The organism is Streptomyces sp. NPDC096040 (genome assembly GCF_040303265.1).
Taxonomy (GTDB): domain Bacteria; phylum Actinomycetota; class Actinomycetes; order Streptomycetales; family Streptomycetaceae; genus Streptomyces.
In genome coordinates this window covers 235,849-259,076 of the sequence record NZ_JBEOTA010000006.1, presented here as the reverse complement: position 1 = coordinate 259,076, position 23,228 = coordinate 235,849, and the positions used below count along the sequence as shown (strand labels likewise).

Genomic DNA, 23,228 nt, shown 5'->3' with positions numbered 1-23,228 from the left:
CGAACCATGTACCAGTGTCCTGTGTGCGGGCTTAGCCCCTGCGGTAGACGAGAACGACATACCTTCCGGTTCCCTTACAAACCGGTCACGCGCCCTCGACAGACCAATGTGAGAGGGGTCACCCTGTCATTCATCCACGCGGGGAGGCATGGATGGGCAGGAGCCGCAGAACACTTCCGGAGGAGCTTCTGCTGCTGGCACTGGACCCGACCACGGGTACCACTGCGCAGCCGCAGTCGCTCGACCTCGGTCTGGCCGGAGCACAGCTAGTGGAGCTGGCGCTGGCCGGACGGATAGCCCCAGACGGGGATCGTATCGCCGTGGTGCAGCCACGGCCGACTGGAGATCCGACTTTGGACTGCGCGTTGGAGTTGCTGCGAAGGCGTGGCGCTCCCGTGCGGGCTGTGCACTGGATCGGCGGGCCACGTCTGGGACTTCGCCAGACGTATCTCTCGCATCTGGAGCGGTGCGGCATGGTGCATGCCGTGGCGGGCCAGATGTGCGGGGTGCTGCCGACGACGCGTTACCAGGCGACGGACAACGAGATATGCCGGGACATCCGTACCCGGCTGGACTCGGCGATCCGCACCGGCGTACCGCCGGACCCGCGGACCGCGGCGCTCGCCGCCCTGGCCCACGCGGTCGGCCTCGGCAAGCACCTGTATCCGGGGAACGAGGGACGGTCCTCGCGTTCCCGGCTGCGGGACTTGATCCGGCACGACCCGATGGGTGGGCTCGTGGCCCACGCCGTCATGGACGTGCAGAACGGCGCGGGCGCCCAGCCCCGCCGCAGCCCGGCCGCCCCGGCCGGGCGCCAGACCGGACCTGGCGCCAGGTCAGGTGCACCGGAACCCGCCCGCGGTGTTCCGATGCAGCCGCGCCGAGGTGCGGACGCGATGGCGCGTGCCGTGGTGCACTGAGCCGCAGTTCCACGGCAGTAACACAGCAGCACAGCAGCAGGACAGCACCCTTGAGACCCGGTTCGGGAGCCGCTGGTCCGAGCGGGGCGGTGAGGCGCACGCGGTACGCGCCCCGCCGCCCCGCTCGGCTTTTCGCGTCCCGCCGTCCTCGTCGGTTCTCGTCAGTTCTCGTCGGTTCTCGTCAGTTCTCGTCGTCCGGCGTCCGGAGAATCCGGAACGTGCCCGAACTGACGCGTACGCGCCGCATATCCACAGTTTCCCAGCGGTAGGAAGCACCTTGGTGGCAGTCTGCTCAACAGCAGATACGCAAAGTGGTAGTTACAGGCAGGCAGCCGGAGGTGCACGTCCCGTGGCGTCCAATGTCAATCCCACCGTCAGGCGGCGCCGGCTGGGCCAGGAGCTGCGCAGGCTCCGCGAGCTCAAGGGCATGACGGCGGAGGAGGTGGCGGAGCGGTTGCTCGTCTCCCAGTCGAAGATCAGCCGGCTGGAGAACGGGCGCCGGAGTATCAGCCAGCGCGATGTCCGCGACCTGTGCGGGGTCTACGAGGTCGAGGACCAGCGGGTCGTCGATTCCCTGATGGAGATGGCCAGGGATTCGCGGCAGCAAGGGTGGTGGCATGCGTTCGGGGACATCCCGTACAGCGTCTACATCGGCCTTGAGACCGACGCCGAGTCGCTGAGGGTGTACGAACCACAGCTGGTCACCGGGCTGTTGCAGACCCGGGCGTACGCGGAGGCCCTGGTGCAGGGCGCGTTGCCGGAGACCGCCGCCGCCGACATCGAGAAGCGGGTCCAGGTCCGGATGCGGCGACAGGAACGTATCACCGCCGAACACAACCCCCTTCGTCTCTGGGTGGTGCTCGACGAGGCCGCGCTGCGCCGGCTCGTCGGCAGCAGGCTCGTGATGCGCGAGCAGCTGGAGTACCTGATCGAGATGTCCCAGCAGCCGCACATCACCGTCCAGGTGCTGCCCTTCGAGGTGGGCGCGCATCCCGGCCTCAACGGCCAGTACGCGATCCTGGAGTTCGCCGACGCGGCCGACTCCAGCGTCGTCTACCTGGAGGGCGTGACCAGCGACCTGTACCTGGAGAAGGCCCACGACGTGCAGAAGTACGCCGTGATGTACGAGCACCTGCGGGCCCAGTCGCTGAACGTCGAGGCATCCCGGCAATTCATCGCCGACGCGGCCAAGGAGTACGCGCGCTGAGCCCTCCCGGGGGCCTTCGGGGAGTCCCAAGGGAGCCTCCGGGAGCCGCCGGCGGCCTTCCCGGACGGCGAGCGCCGGATCGTACACCGGCGCCACGCTCCAGCGGAAGTCTCCCCTGGAATATGCCATCCGGTCGAGTGAACGAGTGCTCCAGGCAGGCGAGTTGGCTAGTAGCGTCGATCACGCCAACCGGTCAAGCAGGTTGGCGTGAATCGCACTACAGCAACTCGTTACAGGAGTGGACATGGCACTGCTTCAGGGCACCACGGAGACGTGGACGAAGTCCTCCTATTCCGCAGGGAACGGGGCGTGCGTCGAGGTCAAGTCGCCGACGACCGCTGGACTCGCCGTACGCGACTCCAAGGTCGAGGAGGGCCCGGTCCTCGCGTTCCCGACCGGCGCGTGGAACGCGTTCGTGGCTTCGGTCAAGGCGTAGGAGGGTATTCGCTGACCCACCGACCACGCTCCCGACAACGACAATCACAACTGCACAAGCGTCACCTGAAGAGCCCTCTCGACTAGCTCGCCGTCCTGGCCGAGGGGGCTCGGCTTGTGCGCCCGTCGGATCACTCACCGCGTCACCTACCGGACGGGGAAGGCCACATCGCACACCGGGTCCTCCGGCCCCGCCGCGTCCCAGTCCGCGAAGTCGACCTCCCGGCACGGGCCGTCGTACTCCAGACCGCCCTGCCGGGCCACCCACCGCTCCACCGCCTCGAAGGCCGCCAGGATCTGCGGATGCGCCACCTGCGCCTTGCTGATCCGCGTATACGCCAGCGTGCGCGCCGGCTCGACGCGCACCTTGGTCTCCCAGGCCCGCCCGTGCCGTTCCGCCCAGGCCCGGGCCGCCGCCTCGTCCGCCACCGGGACACAGGCCTCGGCCGGCCCGTCGCTCTCCATGGACACCTCCGCGTAGTACACGACGAACGGCGCCCCGGTCACACCCCCGCATTCGCGGGCCGCCGCCTCCAGACGGCCCAGCGAGGCGCCGATCCAGGACGGCAGCTCGTCCGCCAGGCTGTGCCGCGTCTCGGTGATCACCACCTGCGCGGGCATCTCCACCGTCTCCACCGCGAACGTCTCGTACATCTCCGAACTCCTCCCGGACAGCCGTCCACGGAGGTAGGCGGCAAGGGTCCGCTGCCCGGCGATCCGCCGCTCGACATCGGCCCAGTAGGCGGCGAGCAGCCCGGCGGCCGCGTCGCCGTCCGCCTCCTCGACCACCTCGGCGATCCGCGCCAGCGGCATGTCCAGCTGGCGCAGCAGCGCCACCAGCCGGGCGCGCTCCGCCTGGCCGGCCCGGTAGTAGCGGTAGCCGGTCGCCTCGTCGACCTGCGCCGGGGCCAGCAGCCCCAGCCGGTCGTACAGGCGCAGGGCCTTCGCCGAGAGCCTGGAGCGCGCCGCGAACACCCCGATCGTGAGCAGTTCCTCGTCCTCCACGCCCACATCCTCCGTCACCGAGCCCCGTGGCCCGGCGCGACCGACGCTCGTCCCTGCCCCAGGGGGAAGGTCAAGCAGCAGCGGAAATGCCGAGGGCGGTCACGGGACACCTCTCCCGTGACCGCCGCCGACCTGGCTGCCGAAGTCAGCCGATGGCCTTCTCCACGGCCGCCACGACCTCCGCCGACTCCGGCTCGGTCTGCGGCGCGAACCGGGCGACGACCTGGCCGTCCCGGCCGATCAGGAACTTCTCGAAGTTCCAGCGGATGTCCCCGCTGTGCCCCTCGCCGTCGGCGAAGGGGGTGAGACGGTCGTAGAGCGGGTGCCGTCCCTCCCCGTTGACCTCGACCTTCTCGGTCAGCGGGAAGGTCACGCCGTACGTCGCCGAGCAGAACTCGGCGATCTCCTCGGCGCTGCCGGGCTCCTGCCCGAGGAACTGGTTGCACGGCACCCCGAGCACGGTGAAGCCCTGCGCCGCGTACCGCTCCTGGAGCCGCTCCAGGCCGCTGTACTGAGGGGTCAGACCGCACTTGGAGGCCACGTTGACAATGAGCACGGCCTTGCCGGTGTACCCCGGAAGGTCGGCGGAACCGCCCTGCAGAGCACCGATCTCGATGTCGAGCACGGACCCGTTGTTCTCAGTAGTCGTCATAAGCGGATGCTAACTCCGCTGAGTGGCGGACCGGGTCCCGGCCTCCACCAGCACGTCCCCCGCCGCCGTCCGCGAGTACAGCACCGACCGCCCGGCCCGCCGCCGCTCCACCAGCCCGGCGTCGAGCAGGACCCTCAGGTGCCGCCCGACCGAGCCCAGCGTCTGCCCGGTCACCGCCGTCAGATGGGTCGTGCTCAGCGGGGCGTCCAGCAGCACCAGCACACCGGCGCGCGCGCCGCCCAGCAGCGCCGCGAGGGCCGCCGGGACCGCCTGCGCGGTGGGGTCGGAGAGCGCGCCGGCGCACGGGTAGACCAGGGCGTACCGGTCCGGCTCCTCCCAGGAGACCCAGCCGGCCTTGGGCGTGACCGGGACGAGGAGGAGGTCGGCGCCGGAGATCTCGCGGGGCGGGTATTCGTACAGATTGACCTGGAGCCGGTTGGCACCGAGCCAGCGGGTCCGCCCCGGCCGCACCGAGTCCAGCACCTCGGCCCAGCCGCCCCGGCTGACCTGCGCGGTCCGGGCGACCACATCCGCCTCCAGAATCCGCCGCCGACGCTCCCAGTACGGCCGTACGGTCGCCTCCCACACATACCTCAGCAGCTCGGCGGCGCGGTCGGGCAGGTCGTCTCGGTCCAGGGCGGCGGGGAGGGGACCGGCGAGGGCGACCCGGAGGTGCGCGCGGGCGTCGTCGGGGCGGGCCGCCCGTACCCGCGCGATACCGGCCTCGGCGCTCTCTCCGTCCCAGGGGGTGGGGGTGAGGAAATCGGCGGTCCACACGCGGCCGAGACCGGCGCGGACGAGCAGCGCGGTGACGGGGTCGGCGGCGAGCCGTGCCCGGTAGCCGGGCAGATGCTCGTCCAGCCAGCGCCGTTCGCCGGGGTGGGCGGCGGAACCGCAGTGCAGCAGCTTGAGGCTCGCGATGGTCTCGGCGAGGGGGGAGAGCAGGAAGCGGCTACGGGCGAGCGTGTCCGCGTTGAGCTGCCACCAACCCAAGGGGATCTCCCTGTTGTTAGAGCCTCTCGCTGTCGTGAGGTGCTCTGCGGCCGTTAGAGCCTCTTGCTGCTGCGAGAGGCTCACTGCCTGCGCCGCCTGTTAGAACCTTTCGCGCCCCCGCGAAACAATAACGCCCGCTATAAGCACTCCCCGAGACTCCCGAGCATGCCCACCACCTACCGATCCCTCTTCCGCGCACCCGAGTTCACCCCTCTTTTCCTCGGCTCGGCCGCCCAGAACGCCGGCGGTACCGTCGGCGGGCTCGCGCTCGGCACGCTCGTCTACCGCACCACCGGCTCCCCCCTCCTCTCCGCGCTCAGCATGTTCGGCCCCTCGCTCGCCCAGGTGCTCGGCGCGACCTTCCTGCTCTCCGGCGCCGACCGGCTGCCCCCGCGCACCACCCTCGCCGCGATCTCGCTCACCTTCGCCGTCGCCACCGCCGGCATGGCACTGCCGGGCCTCCCGCCCGGTGCGCTGCTCGCCGCCGTCCTGCTGCTCGGCCTCGTCGCCGCGCTCGGCGGCGGGGTCCGCTGGGGGCTCCTGAACGAGATCCTCGCCAAGGACGGCTATCTGCCCGGGCGTTCGCTGTTCAACATGATGAGCGGGCTGGTGCAGATCGCCGGTTACGCCACCGGTGGCGCCCTGCTCGCCGCCGTCTCCCCGCGTACCTGTCTGCTGCTCGCGGCGGCCCTCTACCTGACGTCCGCCGTCGTGGTCCGCCTCGGTCTGACCACCCGCCCGCCCCGGGCCGCCGGCCGCCCCTCCGTCGCGGCGACCCGGCGCACCAACGCCCTGCTGTGGTCGTCCCGCCCGCGCCGCCTCACCTATCTCGGCCTGTGGCTGCCCAACGGTCTGGTCGTCGGCTGCGAGTCGCTGTACGTGTCGTACGCCCCGGGCGCGGCCGGCACCCTCTTCGCCTGCGCCGCCCTCGGCATGCTGGCCGGTGACGTGACCGTCGGCCGGCTGCTCCCGCCCGCCGTCCGCACCCGTATGGCCACCCCGCTGCTGCTGCTCCTGGCCACGCCCTACCTGCTCTTCTTCCTGCACCCGCCGCTGGTCCTCGCCGCCGGCTGTGCCACCGTCGCCTCCGCAGGCTTCGGCGCGAGCCTGGTCCAGCAGGAGCGGCTGATGACACTGACCCCCGACGAACTCAGCGGCCACGCCCTCGGACTGCACTCCGCCGGCATGCTGACCATGCAGGGCGTGGGTGCGGCACTGGCGGGGTCGGTGGCCCAACTCACCTCGCCCGCCAGTGCGATGACCCTGATGGCGCTCGCGTCACTCGCGGTGACGCTGACGCTGGCTACTGCCGGTCGGCAGGAGCGGAAGGTTCCGGCGCCGGTTCCGGCGGGGCGGTGACCTCGGCCACCGGCCCGAACCTGTCGGCGACGGCGGCGATCTGCTCGATCCCGGCCTTCAGCGCGGCCTGCCCCTCCGGTGCCTCCAACTCCCGCTCGTTCTTCTCGACCTCCTGGTCGAGCCGCTTGGTGGCGCGCTCGAAGTAGCGCAGCAACTCGACCGGGAAGGGCATCACCAGCGTGGAGTTCTTCTCGGCGGCGACCTCGACGACGGTCTGCAGCAGCCGCAGCTGCATCGCCTCGGGCGAGTCGGACATGATCCGGGAGGCGTTGGCGAGCTGCTGCGCGGCCTGGAACTCACCGTCCGCGGTGATCACCCGGGCCCGCCGCTCCCGTTCGGCCTCCGCCTGCCGGGACATGGACCGCTTCAACGACTCCGGCAGCTGTACGTCCTTGATCTCGACCCGGTCGATGTGGATGCCCCACTCCGCGGCCGGGCTGTCGATCATCAGGGCGAGCCCCTCGTGCAGCCGCTCGCGGTCGGTGAGCAGGTCGTCGAGGTCGCTCTTGCCGATGATGGACCGCAGCGACGACTGGGCGACCTGCCCGACGGCGAAGACGTAGTCCTGCACCTCGATGGCGGCGCGGATGGGGTCGGTGACCCGGAAGTAGACGACGGCATCGACCTTCACGGACACGTTGTCCTTGGTGATGCCCTCCTGCGTGGGCACCGGCATGGTGACCACCTGCACGTTCACCTTGCGCATCCGGTCGGCGAAGGGGATGAGGAAGGTGATCCCCGGGTGCCGGTACGCCGGCAGCGCCTTGCCCCACCGGAACACGACCCCGCGCTCGACCTGGTTCACCACCCGCATCCCACCGCGCAGCACGAGCAGGACCAGCACGACGGCCAGTACGACCCCTACGACAGCGCCGTCCATCGGCACTCACTCCTTCTCCGACGAGATCCGGACAATGATCCGGACAAGGATGAGGACACCGGCCGGGCACCTCGGGATGCGGAGGCGGGCGTCAGGAGTGCGTAAAGAAAACGAGCGGGCCCGCGGTCACCCCGCGCGACGCCGGAGGAACGCAACCCTCGTGCGCCCAGGGGCTCTTGGCGTGGCACGTAGCTGCCCTGCTCGCCGCGGTCACGTCGGCATTCCCCGCTCGGCCAGGCCGCTCTCATACGCGATCATGACCAGCTGCGCGCGGTCCCGGGCGTGCAGCTTGGCCAGGAGCTTGCCGACGTGGGTCTTCACGGTCGGCATGCTGATGACCAGGCGTTCGGAGATCTCCGCGTTGGACAGGCCGTTGGCGACCAGGACGAGGACTTCCTGTTCCCGCTTGGTGAGGCCGACGAGTCGTGGGGCGGGGCGGGTCGTCTCGCCGCGGCGGGAGAAGTCGGCGATGAGGCGCCGGGTGACCGTGGGGGCCAGTACGCCCTCGCCCGTGGCGATGACCCGGATGCCGTCGACCAGGTCGGACGGTGAGGCCTCCTTCAGCATGAAGCCGCTGGCGCCTGCCTGGAGGGCCGGGTAGACGTAGTCGTCCATGTCGACCATGGTCAGAGCCAGCACCCGGACACACTGGCCGGCGTCTCGTCGGAGCAGATCTCCCGGGTGGCCGCGATGCCGTCGAGGACCGGCATACGCGGATCCGTCAGGTGAGCAGGGCCGGCTCGGGCGCGCGGTGCTCCAGCAGACCGGCGGCATGCCTGCGGGCCTCGGCCCGGGGCATGCCGGCCAGGACGGTCCGCTCACGCGTCGCGCACGCGTCACGGGCCCCCGATCAGGGGAGCCGCGCGAACAGTGGTGCCCGACGGCGCCCTGCGACGAACCGAGAGCCCGAAAACCCGCCTCGGATCTGTAGCGATCATGACAAATTCGGGTAGGCATGCCGAGATGACCCGCGTCCGCGTCGCCGCTCCCACCGGAGGCGGACACCGGCGGGCAGTAGCCGGTCTGCTCGCCGATGGCGTTGATCTCCGCGTTGGACCTCGGGTCTCCCGCGTAGTCGATCTGGTCGGTGCAGCTCACCCCGGACTTTTTGGCGGTGCCCGACGGCGTGGCGTGGGCGGAGCCCTGGCTGGCTTGCGCACCGGACTGTGCAGAACTCGTGGGGCGGACGAACTGACGTGGAGCTGTGCCGGACCTGAACGAACGGACAGCAATTCAGATCGATGCCCTCGTCGATTCGGCGGGGGCATTCGCTCCCTGGTCGACGGAACAAAGAATTCCATTTCCTTTCCGCGATATCAGTAATCACGCGCGTGACAAACGTCAGTCAAAGGCGCCGCACAGTGGTTTCCGGCCGGGAGATTCGAAATAGGATTGGCCCTGCCCGAGATGGGCGCCTCCGGCGGCAACGCCGGTACGCCGTCCGTCCGGGACCAGGCCTGCGCTTCAGCCGTGGCGGGCGACGTGCAGCGCGGTGGCCCACAGAACGGCGGCGGCCCCGAATCCCAGCAGGACACGGACATGCGCGGCGTCGACGCCGCCGGCCAGCGTCAGGGACGCGGTCAGCGCCAGGGCCATGAGCAGTGCCCCGGTCCACCAGTACTGCGGCTGCGCGAAGGACCACGCGAGCGGGAGGAAGTGCAGCCCGACGATCATGCACACCGCGGCGGGAACGTAGAGCCACAGATCGAGCCGGCCGAGGATCAGGATCGCCGCGACGACCGCCACGGACTGACCGATGTTCACCTGGCCGAAAACCCGGAAGCTGTTCGGTGCCACCCGGCGCACGGGCCTTCGGCCCGGCAGCGCGCCGAACCGGATGGTGAGGGTCATCGCCGTGACCGCCGCGGCCGCCGCCAGAGCGACTGTGCAGAGCACGGCCGGAGCGGACACCCGAGGTATCAGTCCCGACACCCCCAGCATTTCCCACATCGATGCGAAAACGGACATTGTGACCGCACCTTGCACGGGCCGGTTTTCGCTCAATTTCCGGCTGCCGGATCCATTGATCACCAGTCCAGCCTACCGTAGCGCTTCATGCGAAATGCAGTACAGGTGTTACGAAAGGCATGACGCTTGTCAGTAAGTAACGGCAGTCCTTTTCTGATCGCGTTGGATTCTTGAAAGATGAGTGCCCGTGAGTGCCCATGGGCTGTCCGGAGGCGGTGCCGCCGCCGTATCTCCCGATGCGCGGGCACGGGGAGGTCGACTTCCTCGGCAAGCACCCCCACCGGATCGTCTGATGCTTCGGCTGCCGTTCACCAACGGTTGTCTCGCGCCCAGCGTGTGGATGGTGTGATCCTTAGCGATCCTCACGACTTGGGGATCGGTCCGCGAGAAGGAGAACACGTATGTTCGACCGTTCCAGCCGCCCGGTGCGCCGGGCCAGACGCGGCGCGCTCGGGGTGGCGGCCTCGTTCGCGATCGGCGCCTGCGTGGTGGGCGCGTCCGGCCCGGCGCAGGCCGACGCGGGGGGCAAGACCCCGCTGATTCCGGGCGACCTGCTGGTGAGCCGGGTCCACTACACCGGGACCGCGTCCATGATCACCCCCGGCGTCACCGTGCTGCCGACCGGCGCCGCCGCAGTCGCGGACGGCTCGTTCGCGCACGTCTGGGACAACGTCTCGGTCGACGAGAACTTCGGGATCACCGCGCCGATCCACCTCGACCAGATCACTCCGGCCGGTACTCTGGTCGACTCGATCGCCGCACCGGACGGCACCCCCAGCGCCTCCAGCCGCGGGCACGACCTGCTGATGGGCAGCTTCTCCTCGAAGTCGGAGCTGGCGCTCAATCTCTCCTCCGGCGGCGACGCGGTCACGTTCATGGGCTACGTCACGCCGGCGAACACGCTCGATGCCTCCAACGGCAACACCCCCGGCGTGGTGGACCCGACCAACCCGGACACCCAGTCCGTCTACCGCGCGGTCGCCGAACTCGACGCCAACGGCAAGTTCCGGATCACCGAGACCAACGCCTACAGCGGCGACAACGGCCGCGCGGCGATCCTCGACGACGCCACCGGCCAGTACTACACGGCCGGAAACTCCAACAACGGTACCGGCACCTCCGTTCCGGGCCTGATCTACGGCACGGGCGCGCAGCTGGTCACCCCGGCCCACACGCCCGAGCAGGCGCAGAACCCTGGCCTGCCGACCCCGGTCGGCGGGTTCAGCGTGACCCAGCTGCCCGGGATCACCAAGGCGGACAAGCTCGGCAAGGACACGAACTTCGCCGACGTCGCGCTCCACGACGGGGTGCTGTACTACACCAAGGGATCCGGAAGCAACGGCGTCGACACCGTCTACTTCGTCGACACCACCGGCACCGCCTGCCCGAATGGCGTCGGTACGCCCGTGCCCGGCGCGCCGCTGCCGACCGCGGCCGACACGTACAACGCCGAGACCGGTCAGCCGGCCGACAACATGTGCATCCTGGCCGGGTTCCCGACCGCGCCGGCCAAGTCCGTCAAGACCCCGGACACCGGCGACTCGAGCAACACCGCCGACTTCGGCGCGATCTGGTTCGCCAACCCGACGACGATGTACGTCGCCGACTCCGGGAACGGCACCGACACCTACAGCGACGGCAGCTTCACCGCCGCCGCGGCCCAGAACCTCGCCGGCATCCAGAAGTGGTCGCTGGTGAACGGCGCCTGGACCTACGACTACACCCTCAACGCGGGCCTCGGCCTTGGCGTGCCCTACACCGTCGCCGGCCTGCCCACCGGCACCAACCCGGTCACGGGCACCCCGTGGACCCCGGCCGCCGACGGTATCCGCAACTTCACAGGCAAGGTCAACCCCAACGGCACGGTGAGCCTCTACGGCGTGACCACATCCGTCGGCGGCGTGTCCGACTACGGCGCCGACCCGAACAAGCTGGTCACCATCACCGACAACGTCTCGGCCACGAGCCTGCCCGCCGACGAGCGGTACACCACCCTGAAGACCGCGTCCGCGGGCGACGTCCTGCGCGGCGTCTCCTTCACCCCCGGCCCTGCCAACTGACGCAAGACGAGTCGGCGGGGGCGGGCCCCACAACCACGCCCGCCGACAAGCCAGCGCCCCACTCAGCTCCTCACCATCATGACGACAGACACGGGTGAGCCGCTGGATGGCTACCGAGCTGCTCGCACTGCTCGGCGACGTGCTGGCGCTGTCCGACGACGTGCTCTGGCCGTCGACCTCAACCATGGTGGTACCGCCCTGCTGATCGGCCTGCTCACTGCCCACGATCAGCTGTCGCCTACCTCACCGGCCTGGCAGTGCACCGGGCCTCGGCCACCTACCGGGGCGAGGGAAACCGACGCGAAGGACGCCTTCGTCATCGCCGACCAGGCCCGCATCCGACGAGATTTGGGAGTGCTCAGGCCCGGTGACGAGATCGCCGTCGACTTGCGCACCCTGACCACCCGGCGACTGGCAGCCCATCGGCCGGCCGTGGCCGCCATCGTTCCCATCCGTGAGGGCTCGTCGGCCGCCCGCGGTGATCAGGATGCGGCGACGCTCCCTGGCACGACCCGAGGGTCGCTCCAGGGCCGGCCGGGGTGTGACCGGGGACTGCTGCATTGGCATCACGGACGTCACCGGGTCGGGGGAATGCGCTGCCGGTCGGCGAGCCGGACATCCCGGATAAGTGTGACTATCGCACCACGATGACATGGCAACTCCGAGCCGTCACCGTATCCGGTAGGAGGACCAGTTGATGAACCTCACCCTGAAGCGCCTGTTCGGCGCTACCGCGGCGGTGGCCACGTGCGCCACGGCCTTGCTCGGCACCGGCGCCGGCACCGCTGACGCCGCAGGCAGAGCGCATTGCGACCGCGCCGAACGGCCCATCTGGATAGACGACCCCAGTCGCAACATGACCGCCCACGGCTGCAGCCTGCCGGACAACGAGCGCCGCTGGTACAGAGTCGAGATCGACACCCTCGTAGAGCCCCACCACGCAACGGAGTATCTGAACGGACACGTCGATCGGACCGAGACCCTGCACGACAGGACCGTCAGGTGCATGGGCTACACGTCCGAGAACGGCACGGTGAACTGGTTCGGCTGCGTACCTCGCTGACTACTCACCGGGGGTTCCCGGGAGCTGGTGCGTCGCAGAAGGCGCTCGAGCGCGGAGCGCCTTGGGCGCTGAGGTCGGGAACGGGACGCATCCTGCAGTGATTGCAGTGATTGCAGTGATTGCGTTGCTTCTGGCGGCTGTTGGGGATGCGCGGGTGGTGCTCGCGTGTGACGAGGACCGGTCGTTCGCCGCGCTGAGCCGTGCATCCTGGACGCTGTGCAACGCGCACAGCAACTCGCCACGGTCTCCGCGTACTCGGCCGACGGCAGCCCGCTAGGGAGTCAGCCCTGCCTTCGCACAAGCGGCCCGCAGTTGGGGTGTGCAGATCTGGGCGATGGTGTACACACCGTCCTTGATGAGGGTCTGCTTGATGTTGGCGGTTGTCACGGCGACCGGGGTGAGGAGCACGGACGGGATGTGATGGGTGGTGGGACTGTCGGTCGTCGTCGTGGCGATGGTGTGCGGCTTCTCGCCGCGGCCCAGGGAGACGGCCATGGCGGCGGCTGCCCCGGTTTCCGCGCGGAAGGACTTGTACACCGTCATGGTCTGCTCGCCGTTGACGATGCGCTGCACCGCGTCGAGGTCGGCGTCCTGGCCGGTGACCGGTGGAAGGGGCCTGACGTGGGCGCTCTTGAGTGCGGAGATGACGCCTGCGGCCATGGCGTCGTTGGCGGCCAGGACGCCGTCGATCCGGCCCGGGCCCAGAGCGGAGATGGCGGCGGACATGTTGGCATGCGCGTTGTTCGTGCTCCAGCCCGGGGTGTCGTAGGAACGGCCGATCCTCACCTTGCCCCGCAGGACGGACAGTGCGCTCCTCTTGTACGACGCGGCGTTGGGGCTGGTCGGATCGCCGTTCATCATGACGATGGTCCCGTCCTCGGCCGGGGTGTGCACGGTGTGTATGGCCTTGAGGAGGGCCTGGCCCTGCAGCGTTCCGACCTGTACGCCGTTGAAGCTGACGTAGCCTGAGATGGGCCCCTCGACGAGCCTGTCGTAGGCGATGACGGGGACGCCCGCGCTGTGGGCCTCCTCGACGGTGGAGCGCAGCGCCCTGTTGTCGGTGGCGCCGAGGATGAGGACCCTGACCCCCTTGGTGATCATGGCGATCATCTGTTGCCGCTGGGCCGTCGAGTCGTCGTCGGCGTTGGCATAGATGACGTTGCAGTGCGGGCAGAGCTGTTTCACCCGTTGCTCGATCAGCGGCTTGTCGGAGTTCTCCCAGCGTGGCACGACCCGGCTCGGCAGCAGCAGGCCGACGGTGAAGCCGTTCGTGGCAGGTCTTCCGTCTCCTGCGCAGGCGGCCAAGGGCATGGCCAGCAGGCCCGTGACCAGCACCCCGACGACATGACGCGCACGGAGCGTCACGCATTTGCTACGACACGTCATGATCGGTCCCCCTCCTTGCGCCTGGTTCTGCGCCCACCGAAGCCGGTTCACGACGCGGTACCGCTATCTCGCTGCACACCTGCTTGCCGCCGGCCACCGGCACCGTGCCGAAGGACTCCGACATCGCCTCGACCAGGAGCAGACCCCGGCCGCCGGTCGACTCCCAGTCCACGATCACGGGCTTGGCGGGCGCCCGCGGAGAGGAGTCGCTCACGCAGACACGCACCCGGTCGCCGCGGAGTATCAGGTCGAGACGGACCGGGCCCTGGGTGTGCATCAGGGCGTTGGTGACGAGTTCGGACACCACCAGCAGCACCGGGTCGATGGCTTCTTCGACCTTCCAGCGGCGCAACGTGCGCGCGGTGAACCGGCGTGCGTGCATCACGGCGTCGGGCAGCCGCCACACCAGCCAGCCCGACCGGATCGGCCGGGTCTTCATGCCGTCGTAGCGCAGCAGCAACAGCGCCACGTCGTCCTCGCGACGGCCGAAGTCGCCCAGCAGGTCGTCGGCCACCCGCCCAGGATCCGACGGGTCGGCCGCGGCGAGGGTGGCGCGCGTGCGGCGCATGCCCTCGTCCAGGGACAGATCGGCGGCCTCGATCAGCCCGTCGGTGACGAGGGCGAGCATCGTTCCGGGCGCCAGTGCCATCGCGGTCATCGGGAATTCCGCCTCCATGGAAATGCCCAACGGAAGGCCTCCCTCGACCTCGACCTCCTCGGTGCTGCCGTCGGGATGCCGCAGCAGCGGTGAGACGTGCCCGGCCCGGACGAACAGGACGTCGCCCTCGTCCATGTCCAGTTCGGCGTAGCAGCAGGTGGCGAAGAGATCCGTCTCCATGCCGACGAGGAGGCGATTGGCGTGCGAGACGACCACGTCGGGCGGGTGGCCCTCCACCGCGTACGCCCTGACCGCGGTACGCATCTGGCCCATGATCGTCGCGGCTGCGGCGCTGTGGCCCTGCACGTCGCCGATGACCAGCGCCACCCGGTCCTCGGAGAGAGCGATCACGTCGTACCAGTCGCCGCCCACCTGCAGTCCTCGCCGGGCGGGCAGGTAGCGGGCGACGGCGATCCCGCCGGGAAGCTCGGGCAGACGTCGCGGCAGCAGGCTGCGCTGCAGCATGGTCGCGAGTTCCTGTTCGGTGTCATAGGCGTGGGCGCGGGTGAGGGCCTGGCCGGCCAGTGAGGCGGTGGCGGTCAGCAGCGTACGTTCCTCGGGGACGAACTCGTGCGGCCGGTCCCAGCCGATCAGGCACACGCCGGCGACCCGGCCCTTGGCGGGCAGCGGCAGGACGGCAAGGCCTCCGGGGCCGATGCCGTCGAGTCCCGGTTCGAGGGCGGTGCCTGTCGGCCACAGGTCCATACGTCCGTCTCGCAGAGCCATCTGCAGGCTGGGCAGGGCGCTGAGGGGTGCGTCGAGCCACTCCGAACGCCACTGGAGACGCCATGTCTGCGGCCAGGCAGCGGGCTGCGGCGGGTCGAGCAGGGTGACCTGGAGCCGTTCGTGCTGCAGCTCGGCGAGCGCCACCCGGTCGGCGCTCAGGGGTTCACGCAGGGCAGTGACCACCACGTGGCTGACGTCGCGCACGGTGGTGGCCTCGTCGAGTGCGACGGTCAGCCACTGGATCCGGGAGACGTCGTCGGTGCCCCGGTGCAGGACCGAGGTCGCCGTCACCACACCCAGAACCTGCTCCGGCCGGTCGTCGGCACCCGCCGCCACGCGGCACCTCAGACTCAGCCAGCGCATCTCACCGGTGGGGCAGCGGACGCGGAAGTCCAGTTCCCGTCGGCCGAACGGCTGGGCGGACGGCTCCAGTACCGACATCAGCGCGTGCAGGTCTTCCGGCAGTGCGTGCGCGAGCAGGGAGTCCGCCTTGCCGTCGAATTCGTCCGGCTCGATGCCGATCAGTTCGCGCAGCGTCTCGTCCGCGTCGATCACGCCGGTTTCCGGGACCAGGACGAAGGAGCCGACGCGCATTCGGCGCAGGGCGGAAGTCAGGGGTGCCGGCGGCGGCCCTCCTCCGGCCGTGGCCAGCACGCCGGCGACCGCGTCGGCGTAGCGCTCCAGGAAGCGCTGTTGCTCGGCTTCGAAACCGTTCTCGCCGGCGCCCACGACGACGAGGCAGCCGAGCCGTCTGCCCTCGGCGTCCAGGGGCAACGCACCGAGCGACGTCCGGGCTCGCGGCGGCGCCGGAGATCCCTCGGGAAAGGAGGCGAGTGCCGCGGGGGTCAGCCACACGGGCTGGGAGGCGCGGAAGGCGCGGGCCGCAGGCGAGCCGCCGGACAGGGCCAGGCGCTCCGGCAGCCCGTACTCGGCCAGGGCGCATCCGGCCGTGTCCACCGACCGAAGGTCGTCAGAACTCGCGTCGGGCACATAGAGCACGGCCAACGCCGCACCGGCGAACGTCAGGGCGCGGATGCTCACGGGGGACTCCGGCCTCGGTGGTGCGCCGCTGTCCGCGACGCCGGCCTCGGCGGTCACCGCCTGCGAGAGCCCGTCCCCGGCACTGCCGTCGTGAGGCATGTCCCCATCTACCTCCCGTCCCTGCCGGGGTGCCGACACGGCTACTGCTGGTGACTCCCCTTATCAGAATCGCATAGGTGGATGAACCGGACAGGTTGACGTCAAGTCGGCCACGCGGCACCGGGTTCGCAGTTCACCATGGCCGGTGCCACACTGGCGGGGTGGTCGTTTTGCGACTTTCGCCTGGTCCGGGCGGGTGCCGGCCGGAACTCCGCCACGCCCCGGCGGGCCGCGCTGCCGCGCCGCGGTTGCGGCCGCGGCGCTCCAGGGACGAGGGAGGTCTCGCGCATGAAAGCCCGCGTTCGGGACAGCGCCCTCGCCCTGGCCGCGGTCTCGACGGCCGTGTCTCTCACTGCCTGCGGAGCGGGCCCCGGGAGCACCTCCCACGCAGGGGACGCGCGGAAGATCAGTGTGCTGCTGCCGGACTCCACCACGGCCCGCTGGGAGACGCAGGACAGGCCCCTGCTGGAGCGGAAGATCCGGCAACTCTGCGGCGACTGCACGATCGTGCGCGCCAACGCCAAAGGTGACGTGACCATCCAGCAGGAACAGATGGACGCATCGATCGCCGACGGGGTCGATGCCATCGTGCTGACGGCCGTCGACGCCAGATCCATGGGCGCCTCGGTCGGAAAAGCAGCTGCCGCGCACATCCCGGTCATCGCCTACGACCGCCTCGCCGAGGGCCCCATCTCGGGCTACGTCTCCTTCGACGGCCAGGAGATCGGCAGGCTCCAGGGCAGGGCGCTGCTGACGGCCATGGGTGCCAAGGCGCACAGCGGCCGGATCGTGATGATGAACGGCGACCCCGGCGACCCCAACGCGCTGTCGTTCAAGCAGGGCGCACTGTCCGAACTCCGGGGGAAGGTGACGATCGCCAAGGAGTACGACACACCCCAGTGGAGCACGGAGGCGGCGAACCACAACATGTCCGGGGCCATCTCTTCCCTGGGCGCCGGCAGCATCAACGGTGTCTACGCCGCCAACGACGGCCTGGCCGCCGGCAGTATCGCCGCCCTCAAGGCCGACAAGGTCACGCCGCTGCCCCCTGTCACCGGGCAGGACGCCGAACTCACAGCCGTACGGCGCATTGTCAGCGGCGATCAGTACATGACGGTCTACAAGCCGTTCGGACCCGAGGCTGCCGCCGGCGGTGCCCTGGCCGTGGCCGCCGCCCGTGGTCAGCGCCTCGACGGGGTGGCCACCAGGCGGGTGAAAACCCGCAGCGGCGCGGAGGTTCGGGCCGTGCTGCTCACTCCGGTGCCCGTGATCCTTGCCACCATCAGGAACACCGTGGTGAAGGACGGCGTGTACACGCTCCAACAAATCTGCACCCCGCCACTCGCGGGCGACTGCCACAAGGCCGGGCTGACCTGACAGGCGGGACCGGCCGACCCCAGGCCCGGGAAGGAGATGACTCCCTTGCCGCCCCCCTTGCTCGCCCTGCACGGCGTGTGCAAGCGCTTCGGCGTCGTCGAGGTCCTCCAGGACATCGAGCTGGAGATCCACGCCGGCGAGGTCCTTGCCCTGCTCGGCGACAACGGGGCCGGCAAGTCCACCCTGGTCAAGGTGATCTCCGGGGTCGCTCCCGCGGACAAGGGGAGCATCGAGTGGGAGGGCCGGCCCGTTCACATTCGGCGTCCCCAAGAAGCCCGGGACCTCGGCATCGCCACCGTCTACCAGGACCTGGCGCTGTGCGGAAACCTCGACGTCGTCGGCAACCTCTTCCTCGGACGAGAGATCCGCAGGTTCGGCTTCCTCGACGAGGTGGAGATGGAGCGTCGCTCCACGCGGTTGCTGGAGCGCCTGACCCGGAGCGTCCCCGATCTGCGCGATCCCCTGGTGTCACTGTCCAGCGGCCAGCGGCAGACCGTCGCCATCGCGCGCTCGCTTCTCGGTGACCCGCGCGTCCTCCTTCTGGACGAACCGACCGCGGCGCTGGGGTTCGAGCAGACCACCGAGGTCCTCGACCTCGTCGACCGTCTCCGCGACCACGGCCTGGGGATCCTGCTCATCAGCCACAACATGGGCGATGTGAAGGCCCTCGCTGACCGGGCCGCCGTGCTGCGGCTCGGCCGCAACAACGGCTTCTTCGACGTGAGCACCACCTCCCAGGAGCAGATCATCTCCTCCATCACGGGCGCCACGGACAACGTGCCCCGTCGGCCGGCCCACCGCGAGGCCGAGTGGTGAAAGGGATGCGTGACATGCCGGACGAGACGCGGGCCGATCCCACGGCAGCTACGGCGAAAGCCCGTCAGGGCCGTGCCAGGCGGACCGTCCCCCGTGCCGTGGCGGGCTGGATCACCGTCCGGCGGCGCAGGCTGGGCGCCGGTGAGCTGGGCTACCTTCCCGTCACCCTCGTCCTCGCCGCGGTGTGGATCATCTTCCAGGGCTTGAACTCCACCTTCCTCTCGCCCCGCAACCTGTCCAACCTCAGCGTGGACATCGTGGGCACGGGCCTCATCGCGGTCGGCATCGTCTTCGTGCTGCTGCTCGGTGAACTCGACCTGTCGGTCGGCTCGATCAGCGGGCTCGCGGCCGCGGTATTCGCGGTGCTCAACGTCAACAACGGCGTGCCGGAATGGCTCGCCCTGATCGCCGCCGTGCTGACGGGTACCGTGGCGGGAACCCTCCAGGGGTACTCCATCGCCAGGACCCGGGTGCCGGCCTTCGTGGTCACCCTTGCCGGGCTGCTGACGTGGAACGGCCTCATGCTCGCCATCCTCGGCACCCGCGGCACCGTCAACCTCGACGAGAACGGGCTCATCGCCCACCTCACCAGCTACTACTTCACCAACCCCGGCGTCGCCTACGCGGTGGCGGCACTCGCCACTGCTCTGGTCTTCCTCGCCTCCTACCTGAACAGGCGCCGCCGCAGGGCCGTCGGCATGCCACACCGCCCGCTGCGTACCCTCGGGGCGCGCACAGCAGCAGTGGCGGTGATCGCGTTCGGCTCCGCCTATCTGCTGAACCAGTTCCAGGGCCTGCCGCTGGCTCTGCTGATCTTCCTCGCCACGGTGGCGGGCCTCGACATCATCCTCCGGCGCACGCCCTACGGACGGCAGGTCTACGCACTGGGGAGCAGCGTCGAGGCGGCCCGTCGCGCCAGCCTCAGCGTGACCGGCGTACAGACGGCCGTACTCGCCGTCTCCGGCACCCTGGCGGCGACCGGCGGTCTGTTCCTGGCCTCGCGCATCACGTCGGTGAGCCAGAACTCCGGCTCCGGCGTCCTGCTGCTCAACGCCATCGCTGCCGCCGTCATCGGCGGCACCAGCCTGTTCGGAGGACGCGGTACGACCTGGTCCGCAGTGCTCGGCATTCTGGTCATCCAGTCGATCGCATCGGGCATGGCCCTTACCGACACGCCCACCGCCGTCCAGCTGGTGATCACGGGCGGGGTGCTCTTTGCCGCGGTGGTCATTGACTCACTGTCCCGACACACCCAGCAGGCGCACGGGCGCGCCTGACACTTCCAAGGGCGGTGATTTCAGCGTCCGGTTCTCGGGCAGCACCAGTACCTCGCGCGCGGGGGCCACAAGACTGCCGAGGAACTCGGGGGAGGGTCTCGTGTAAATGACTATGACTGGAACAGGAATGGAATCCTGTCGCAGGTATATTGAATAAAGCAATTTGGTGCCGGCCGGGTGGCATGTGTCTGCCGGCCAAGTGAGCCCGCCATCGTCCCATGGCCCCAGTGGGCCGGGATTTCACAGCCGGCCCTTCCGAGGGGTGGACGGCAGGCGCTTCGGGACCCAGCGCGAGGAAGTACCGATGAGGCCCAGACCCGTCCTCTGCTCCACCGCTTCCGCCCTCTCCGCACTGGTGCTGCTCAGTGCCTGCAGCGGCAGCTCCGGCAGCACGGCCACGTCGAGCGGCGACAGGCCGCTGGTCGGCGTCGACTACCCGCGCTCCGACACCGACTTCTGGAACGCGTACATCAAATACACGCCGGAGTACGCCAGGCAACTCGGCCTTTCACTCAAGACCACCAACTCGCAGAACGATGTCGCCAAACTCGCCTCCAATGTGCAGACACTGATTCTCCAGGGCGCCAAGGGCATCGGGATGGCGCCGCAGAGCACATTTGCCATCGCGTCGATCCTGGCGCAATTGCAGGCGGCGAAGATCCCGGTCGTCACCATCGACACCCGCCCCGACACCGGCAAGGTCTACATGGTGGTCCGCGCCGACAACCGCGCCTACGGCGAGAAGGCATGCAAGTACCTGGGCACCAAGCTCGGCGGCAAGGGCAAGGTCGTGATGCTCCAGGGCGACCTCTCATCGATCAACAGCCGTGACCGCACCGAGGGGTTCAACGCATGTATGAAGGCGAAATACCCGGACATCAAGGTGTTCGGAGAGGCCACCAACTGGGACGGGGGCGTCGCCGCGCAGAAGCTCCAGACCGACCTGACCGCCCACCCGGACATCAAGGGCATCTACATGCAGGCCAGCTTCGCCCTTTCCGGCACGCTCCACGTGCTCAGGCAGCAGGGGCTGTTGGTCGGCCCGAGTGACCCGAAGCACGTGTTCGTCGTCTCCAACGACGGCATTCCCAGGGAGCTCAAGAACATCTCTGCCGGCAACATCGACGCCACCGTGTCCCAGCCAGTCGACCTTTACGCCAAGTACGCCCTGTACTACCTGAAGGCCGCAGTCGACGGGAAGACGTTCAAGCCCGGCAAGACCGACCACAAGAGCACCATCGTGCGGGTCCGCGACGGACTTCTGGAAGACCAGCTCTCCGCCCCGCTCGTCACCGTCGACGGCGGTACGTACGGCGGCGTCCCCAGCCTCAAGAGCACCGACCCGTCTCTGTGGGGCAACAGTCTCGGCTGACTGTGAGGACTGGCCATGGCATCGCCCGGAGGCCTGACCGTCGGCTGACTGACGCTCCGGTCGTCCTTGTGGTCAATCGTCGGCCCACCGGGCGATGCCGCATGGCGCGTGACCGGTCGGGTGGCTGTCTACCTGAGCTTGACTCTGTCGTGGGGAGGGGTCTCGGACTTTCCCGGTGCGCCAGCATGACCAGCGGGCATGCTCGGGGGGGCCTGCGTTAGGGCGTGTTATCGGAGAGGTGACCTGAGAGGCTGTTGGTTGGTCAGTCCCGGGGGAGGGCGGCGAGCCAGCGGTCGTCCTGGAACTCGGCAGGGACTTCGTCCTCCCACGGATCGATCCCACGGCGTTCGAGTTCGTCGAACCATCGGTCCCGCTGTGACTCGGGGAGACGCCGTCCGCACCAGGGACAGAAGTCGACGGTGATGCTCGATGTGCCGCCGTCGTGGATGATCAGCCCGTACTCCTGGAACTTGGCACTGAAGTCGATCAGCGCGTCCGGGCAGGCGAAGGGGTCGTCGTGCTGGTCGCAACGCACGTTCACACGGCGGCCCATCGCCTCGCAGCAGTGGCTGGTCATGACCTCGGCTTCTCTTTCATCGGCACCATGTCCCGAAGTAGATCACGGTCTGTGATGATCACCGGATGGCACGTGGAGATCTGACGGATACGCTTGGCTGCCGAGCAGTGTCTGGTCAGATCTGGCCGAGGTCGATCTCCACCGGGAAGGGGGCCGCTACCTTGAGGACACCGGTGAATACGCCTCCGTCCCGGTAGGTCTTCGTCGCGGGGTCGAGAACGTAGGTGTACACGAGAGGAACGCCTGTCGCGGCCTGCTCGATCCGCCAGTAGAAGCCGATGCCTGCCTTGGCGTACTGGTCGACCTTCACGATCCGGTCGGTGGTCTCCGAGCCTGGCGACACCACCTCCGCGACCAGCAGCAGGTGCTCCGGGCGGGTGGGGGTGACGTCGATCGTGTCTGCGCGGTACACGACGACGTCCGGGCGGCGATTGGTGAGTGGGACGTCCTGAAGCCGGACGTCGAAGTCCGTGTCGGCGTTCCACTCCGGGCCCGCGGCGGCATCCAGGGCGTTCGCCAGAATCCGGGCCAGCCGGTTGTGCCGCTTGGACGCACTCGGACTCACGACGACCATTCCGTCCACGATCTCGATCCCGGCGCACTGCTCCTCGGACCAGGACTCGTACTCCTCCGCCGTGATCTGCTCATGCATCCACGCCGGGGCCACCATCTCAGCCGTCATGAAGCACCTCCCGGACACTGTGCTGCGGGCCCGATCCCGCTGGATTCAGCGTACTGTCCGCCACCCGTCCGGCACGCTGATCTCATTCACGCACCCTCCCAGTCGGCCGGCATCCCACCCGCGAACCCACGACATCGTGATCGCTGGCCCGACCGCTGGAAGAGGCTGAACTCGGGACCTGCGCAGACCGACCCGCTATGCAGCAGTACCCCGTCGCTCACGCCAAACGGCCCCGGACAAGGAGCCCAAGGCCGAAGAGAGCGCCTCCCAGGAGATAAACCCCGGGTCAACGGCGTACCACATGGTGCCCCCGGCAGGATTCGAACCTGCGACACCCGCTTTAGGAGAGGCCCTATAGTCTTCCCTGTCTGTGGTGATCTTCCCCGAGGCTCGCCATTCTTGCTGGTCAGAGCGGTACGTCCTTCCGTTCTCGTTCGATCGTTCCCCGCCTTTACACGGCCTTCCGTTCCATAGGGCCCCATTGAGGGCTCCACGAACCCGTGGGAACGAGGGCGGGGGAGTCGGCCGAGGTCAGCTGCAGTCGTCGAAGCGGTGAGCACCGCAGACCCCTTGGGGGCGACAAAGGCCCCGCCCCTCATCAGGGGGTCGGGGCCCTCGGATCGTCTGTGCGAGCCGTACATGGCCGGTGGGCACAGGCTAGCGGCTCGGGCTTAT

General features: G+C 69.2%; 21 protein-coding genes. 11 read left to right on the top strand and 10 right to left on the bottom strand.

Annotated elements, in window-relative coordinates:
* Positions 1-152 precede the first annotated feature (152 nt).
* The 3 genes from ABTY98_RS10205 to ABTY98_RS10195 all read left to right on the top strand — a co-directional run bounded on the left by ABTY98_RS10205 (position 153) and on the right by ABTY98_RS10195 (position 2,563).
* Complete coding sequence (locus tag ABTY98_RS10205; protein WP_352220419.1) at positions 153-920, top strand: GOLPH3/VPS74 family protein; 768 nt, start codon at positions 153-155, stop codon at positions 918-920.
* A 349-nt stretch (positions 921-1,269) separates the two neighbouring features.
* A complete protein-coding gene (locus ABTY98_RS10200) occupies positions 1,270-2,127 on the top strand; it encodes a helix-turn-helix domain-containing protein (RefSeq protein ID WP_352220418.1) in 858 nt (285 codons plus the stop codon).
* A gap of 244 nt (positions 2,128-2,371) precedes the next feature.
* Entirely contained in the window at positions 2,372-2,563 is a 192-nt protein-coding gene (locus ABTY98_RS10195; RefSeq protein WP_351737387.1) for a DUF397 domain-containing protein, read from the top strand.
* Between the two features lie 146 nt (positions 2,564-2,709).
* Here ABTY98_RS10195 and ABTY98_RS10190 read toward each other — a convergent pair whose 3' ends face one another.
* From ABTY98_RS10190 to ABTY98_RS10180, 3 genes are all read right to left on the bottom strand, one after another.
* Positions 2,710-3,585, bottom strand: coding sequence for a MerR family transcriptional regulator (locus tag ABTY98_RS10190; RefSeq protein WP_352220417.1), 876 nt, complete (start codon positions 3,583-3,585; stop codon positions 2,710-2,712).
* 127 nt (positions 3,586-3,712) lie between these two features.
* Complete coding sequence (locus ABTY98_RS10185; protein WP_352220416.1) at positions 3,713-4,219, bottom strand: glutathione peroxidase; 507 nt, start codon at positions 4,217-4,219, stop codon at positions 3,713-3,715.
* Between the two features lie 9 nt (positions 4,220-4,228).
* Entirely contained in the window at positions 4,229-5,212 is a 984-nt protein-coding gene (locus tag ABTY98_RS10180; protein ID WP_352220415.1) for an ArsR/SmtB family transcription factor, read from the bottom strand.
* A 165-nt stretch (positions 5,213-5,377) separates the two neighbouring features.
* Between ABTY98_RS10180 and ABTY98_RS10175 the strand changes: the two genes are divergently transcribed.
* The gene (locus ABTY98_RS10175) at positions 5,378-6,571 is read left to right on the top strand and encodes an MFS transporter (RefSeq protein ID WP_352220414.1); all 1,194 of its coding nucleotides are present in this window, start codon (positions 5,378-5,380) and stop codon (positions 6,569-6,571) included.
* On the opposite strand, the gene ABTY98_RS10170 is transcribed toward ABTY98_RS10175, so the two are convergent.
* From ABTY98_RS10170 to ABTY98_RS10160, 3 genes are all read right to left on the bottom strand, one after another.
* On the bottom strand, positions 6,516-7,451 hold the full coding sequence (locus tag ABTY98_RS10170; RefSeq protein ID WP_352220413.1) for a slipin family protein: 936 nt from the start codon (positions 7,449-7,451) through the stop codon (positions 6,516-6,518). The two genes, ABTY98_RS10175 and ABTY98_RS10170, sit on opposite strands and share 56 nt — an antisense overlap.
* Positions 7,452-7,661: 210 nt before the next feature.
* On the bottom strand, positions 7,662-8,090 hold the full coding sequence (locus ABTY98_RS10165) for a LuxR C-terminal-related transcriptional regulator (RefSeq protein WP_352220412.1): 429 nt from the start codon (positions 8,088-8,090) through the stop codon (positions 7,662-7,664).
* An 825-nt stretch (positions 8,091-8,915) separates the two neighbouring features.
* A complete protein-coding gene (locus ABTY98_RS10160; RefSeq protein ID WP_352220411.1) occupies positions 8,916-9,419 on the bottom strand; it encodes a hypothetical protein in 504 nt (167 codons plus the stop codon).
* Positions 9,420-9,820: 401 nt separating this feature from the next.
* On the opposite strand from ABTY98_RS10160, the gene ABTY98_RS10155 reads away from it, so the two are divergent.
* The 3 genes from ABTY98_RS10155 (at position 9,821) to ABTY98_RS10145 (ending at position 12,542) form a co-directional block, all read left to right on the top strand.
* On the top strand, positions 9,821-11,479 hold the full coding sequence (locus tag ABTY98_RS10155; RefSeq protein WP_352220410.1) for a hypothetical protein: 1,659 nt from the start codon (positions 9,821-9,823) through the stop codon (positions 11,477-11,479).
* A 165-nt stretch (positions 11,480-11,644) separates the two neighbouring features.
* Entirely contained in the window at positions 11,645-12,130 is a 486-nt protein-coding gene (locus tag ABTY98_RS10150) for an IS110 family transposase (RefSeq protein WP_352220501.1), read from the top strand.
* A 46-nt stretch (positions 12,131-12,176) separates the two neighbouring features.
* A complete protein-coding gene (locus ABTY98_RS10145; RefSeq protein ID WP_352220409.1) occupies positions 12,177-12,542 on the top strand; it encodes a hypothetical protein in 366 nt (121 codons plus the stop codon).
* A gap of 273 nt (positions 12,543-12,815) precedes the next feature.
* Here ABTY98_RS10145 and ABTY98_RS10140 read toward each other — a convergent pair whose 3' ends face one another.
* Positions 12,816-13,928 (bottom strand): sugar ABC transporter substrate-binding protein, encoded by a 1,113-nt coding sequence (locus ABTY98_RS10140; protein WP_352220408.1) that lies wholly within the window; start codon positions 13,926-13,928, stop codon positions 12,816-12,818.
* The gene (locus ABTY98_RS10135; protein ID WP_352220407.1) at positions 13,915-16,452 is read right to left on the bottom strand and encodes a SpoIIE family protein phosphatase; all 2,538 of its coding nucleotides are present in this window, start codon (positions 16,450-16,452) and stop codon (positions 13,915-13,917) included. Before ABTY98_RS10135 ends, ABTY98_RS10140 begins: the two co-directional genes overlap by 14 nt.
* Before the next feature lie 288 nt (positions 16,453-16,740).
* On the opposite strand from ABTY98_RS10135, the gene ABTY98_RS10130 reads away from it, so the two are divergent.
* The 4 genes from ABTY98_RS10130 (at position 16,741) to ABTY98_RS10115 (ending at position 21,294) form a co-directional block, all read left to right on the top strand.
* Entirely contained in the window at positions 16,741-17,829 is a 1,089-nt protein-coding gene (locus ABTY98_RS10130; RefSeq protein WP_352220406.1) for a substrate-binding domain-containing protein, read from the top strand.
* Positions 17,830-17,865: 36 nt separating this feature from the next.
* Positions 17,866-18,645, top strand: a complete 780-nt coding sequence (locus tag ABTY98_RS10125; RefSeq protein ID WP_352220405.1) for an ATP-binding cassette domain-containing protein — start codon at positions 17,866-17,868, stop codon at positions 18,643-18,645.
* 5 nt (positions 18,646-18,650) lie between these two features.
* Positions 18,651-19,922, top strand: a complete 1,272-nt coding sequence (locus tag ABTY98_RS10120) for a sugar ABC transporter permease (protein ID WP_352220404.1) — start codon at positions 18,651-18,653, stop codon at positions 19,920-19,922.
* Positions 19,923-20,226: 304 nt separating this feature from the next.
* Positions 20,227-21,294 carry a sugar ABC transporter substrate-binding protein gene (locus tag ABTY98_RS10115; protein ID WP_352220403.1) on the top strand — a complete coding sequence of 356 codons (1,068 nt, stop codon included), beginning with the start codon at positions 20,227-20,229 and terminating at the stop codon, positions 21,292-21,294.
* Between the two features lie 262 nt (positions 21,295-21,556).
* On the opposite strand, the gene ABTY98_RS10110 is transcribed toward ABTY98_RS10115, so the two are convergent.
* Complete coding sequence (locus ABTY98_RS10110; protein WP_352220402.1) at positions 21,557-21,871, bottom strand: DUF6980 family protein; 315 nt, start codon at positions 21,869-21,871, stop codon at positions 21,557-21,559.
* A gap of 115 nt (positions 21,872-21,986) precedes the next feature.
* Positions 21,987-22,553 (bottom strand): Uma2 family endonuclease, encoded by a 567-nt coding sequence (locus ABTY98_RS10105; protein WP_352220401.1) that lies wholly within the window; start codon positions 22,551-22,553, stop codon positions 21,987-21,989.
* Between the last annotated feature and the right edge of the window lie 675 nt (positions 22,554-23,228).

Bases quoted from the DNA above. Each gene is read 5' to 3' on its own strand.
- ABTY98_RS10110 (WP_352220402.1), bottom strand. From the start codon at position 21,871: ATGACCAGCCACTGCTGCGAGGCGATGGGCCGCCGTGTGAACGTGCGT.
- ABTY98_RS10120 (WP_352220404.1), top strand. From the start codon at position 18,651: ATGCGTGACATGCCGGACGAGACGCGGGCCGATCCCACGGCAGCTACG.
- ABTY98_RS10145 (WP_352220409.1), top strand. From the start codon at position 12,177: ATGAACCTCACCCTGAAGCGCCTGTTCGGCGCTACCGCGGCGGTGGCC.
- ABTY98_RS10125 (WP_352220405.1), top strand. From the start codon at position 17,866: ATGACTCCCTTGCCGCCCCCCTTGCTCGCCCTGCACGGCGTGTGCAAG.
- ABTY98_RS10195 (WP_351737387.1), top strand. From the start codon at position 2,372: ATGGCACTGCTTCAGGGCACCACGGAGACGTGGACGAAGTCCTCCTAT.
- ABTY98_RS10160 (WP_352220411.1), bottom strand. From the start codon at position 9,419: ATGTCCGTTTTCGCATCGATGTGGGAAATGCTGGGGGTGTCGGGACTG.
- ABTY98_RS10135 (WP_352220407.1), bottom strand. From the start codon at position 16,452: ATGCCTCACGACGGCAGTGCCGGGGACGGGCTCTCGCAGGCGGTGACC.
- ABTY98_RS10175 (WP_352220414.1), top strand. From the start codon at position 5,378: ATGCCCACCACCTACCGATCCCTCTTCCGCGCACCCGAGTTCACCCCT.
- ABTY98_RS10205 (WP_352220419.1), top strand. From the start codon at position 153: ATGGGCAGGAGCCGCAGAACACTTCCGGAGGAGCTTCTGCTGCTGGCA.
- ABTY98_RS10170 (WP_352220413.1), bottom strand. From the start codon at position 7,451: ATGGACGGCGCTGTCGTAGGGGTCGTACTGGCCGTCGTGCTGGTCCTG.
- ABTY98_RS10185 (WP_352220416.1), bottom strand. From the start codon at position 4,219: ATGACGACTACTGAGAACAACGGGTCCGTGCTCGACATCGAGATCGGT.
- ABTY98_RS10155 (WP_352220410.1), top strand. From the start codon at position 9,821: ATGTTCGACCGTTCCAGCCGCCCGGTGCGCCGGGCCAGACGCGGCGCG.
- ABTY98_RS10105 (WP_352220401.1), bottom strand. From the start codon at position 22,553: ATGACGGCTGAGATGGTGGCCCCGGCGTGGATGCATGAGCAGATCACG.
- ABTY98_RS10115 (WP_352220403.1), top strand. From the start codon at position 20,227: ATGAGGCCCAGACCCGTCCTCTGCTCCACCGCTTCCGCCCTCTCCGCA.
- ABTY98_RS10140 (WP_352220408.1), bottom strand. From the start codon at position 13,928: ATGACGTGTCGTAGCAAATGCGTGACGCTCCGTGCGCGTCATGTCGTC.
- ABTY98_RS10130 (WP_352220406.1), top strand. From the start codon at position 16,741: ATGAAAGCCCGCGTTCGGGACAGCGCCCTCGCCCTGGCCGCGGTCTCG.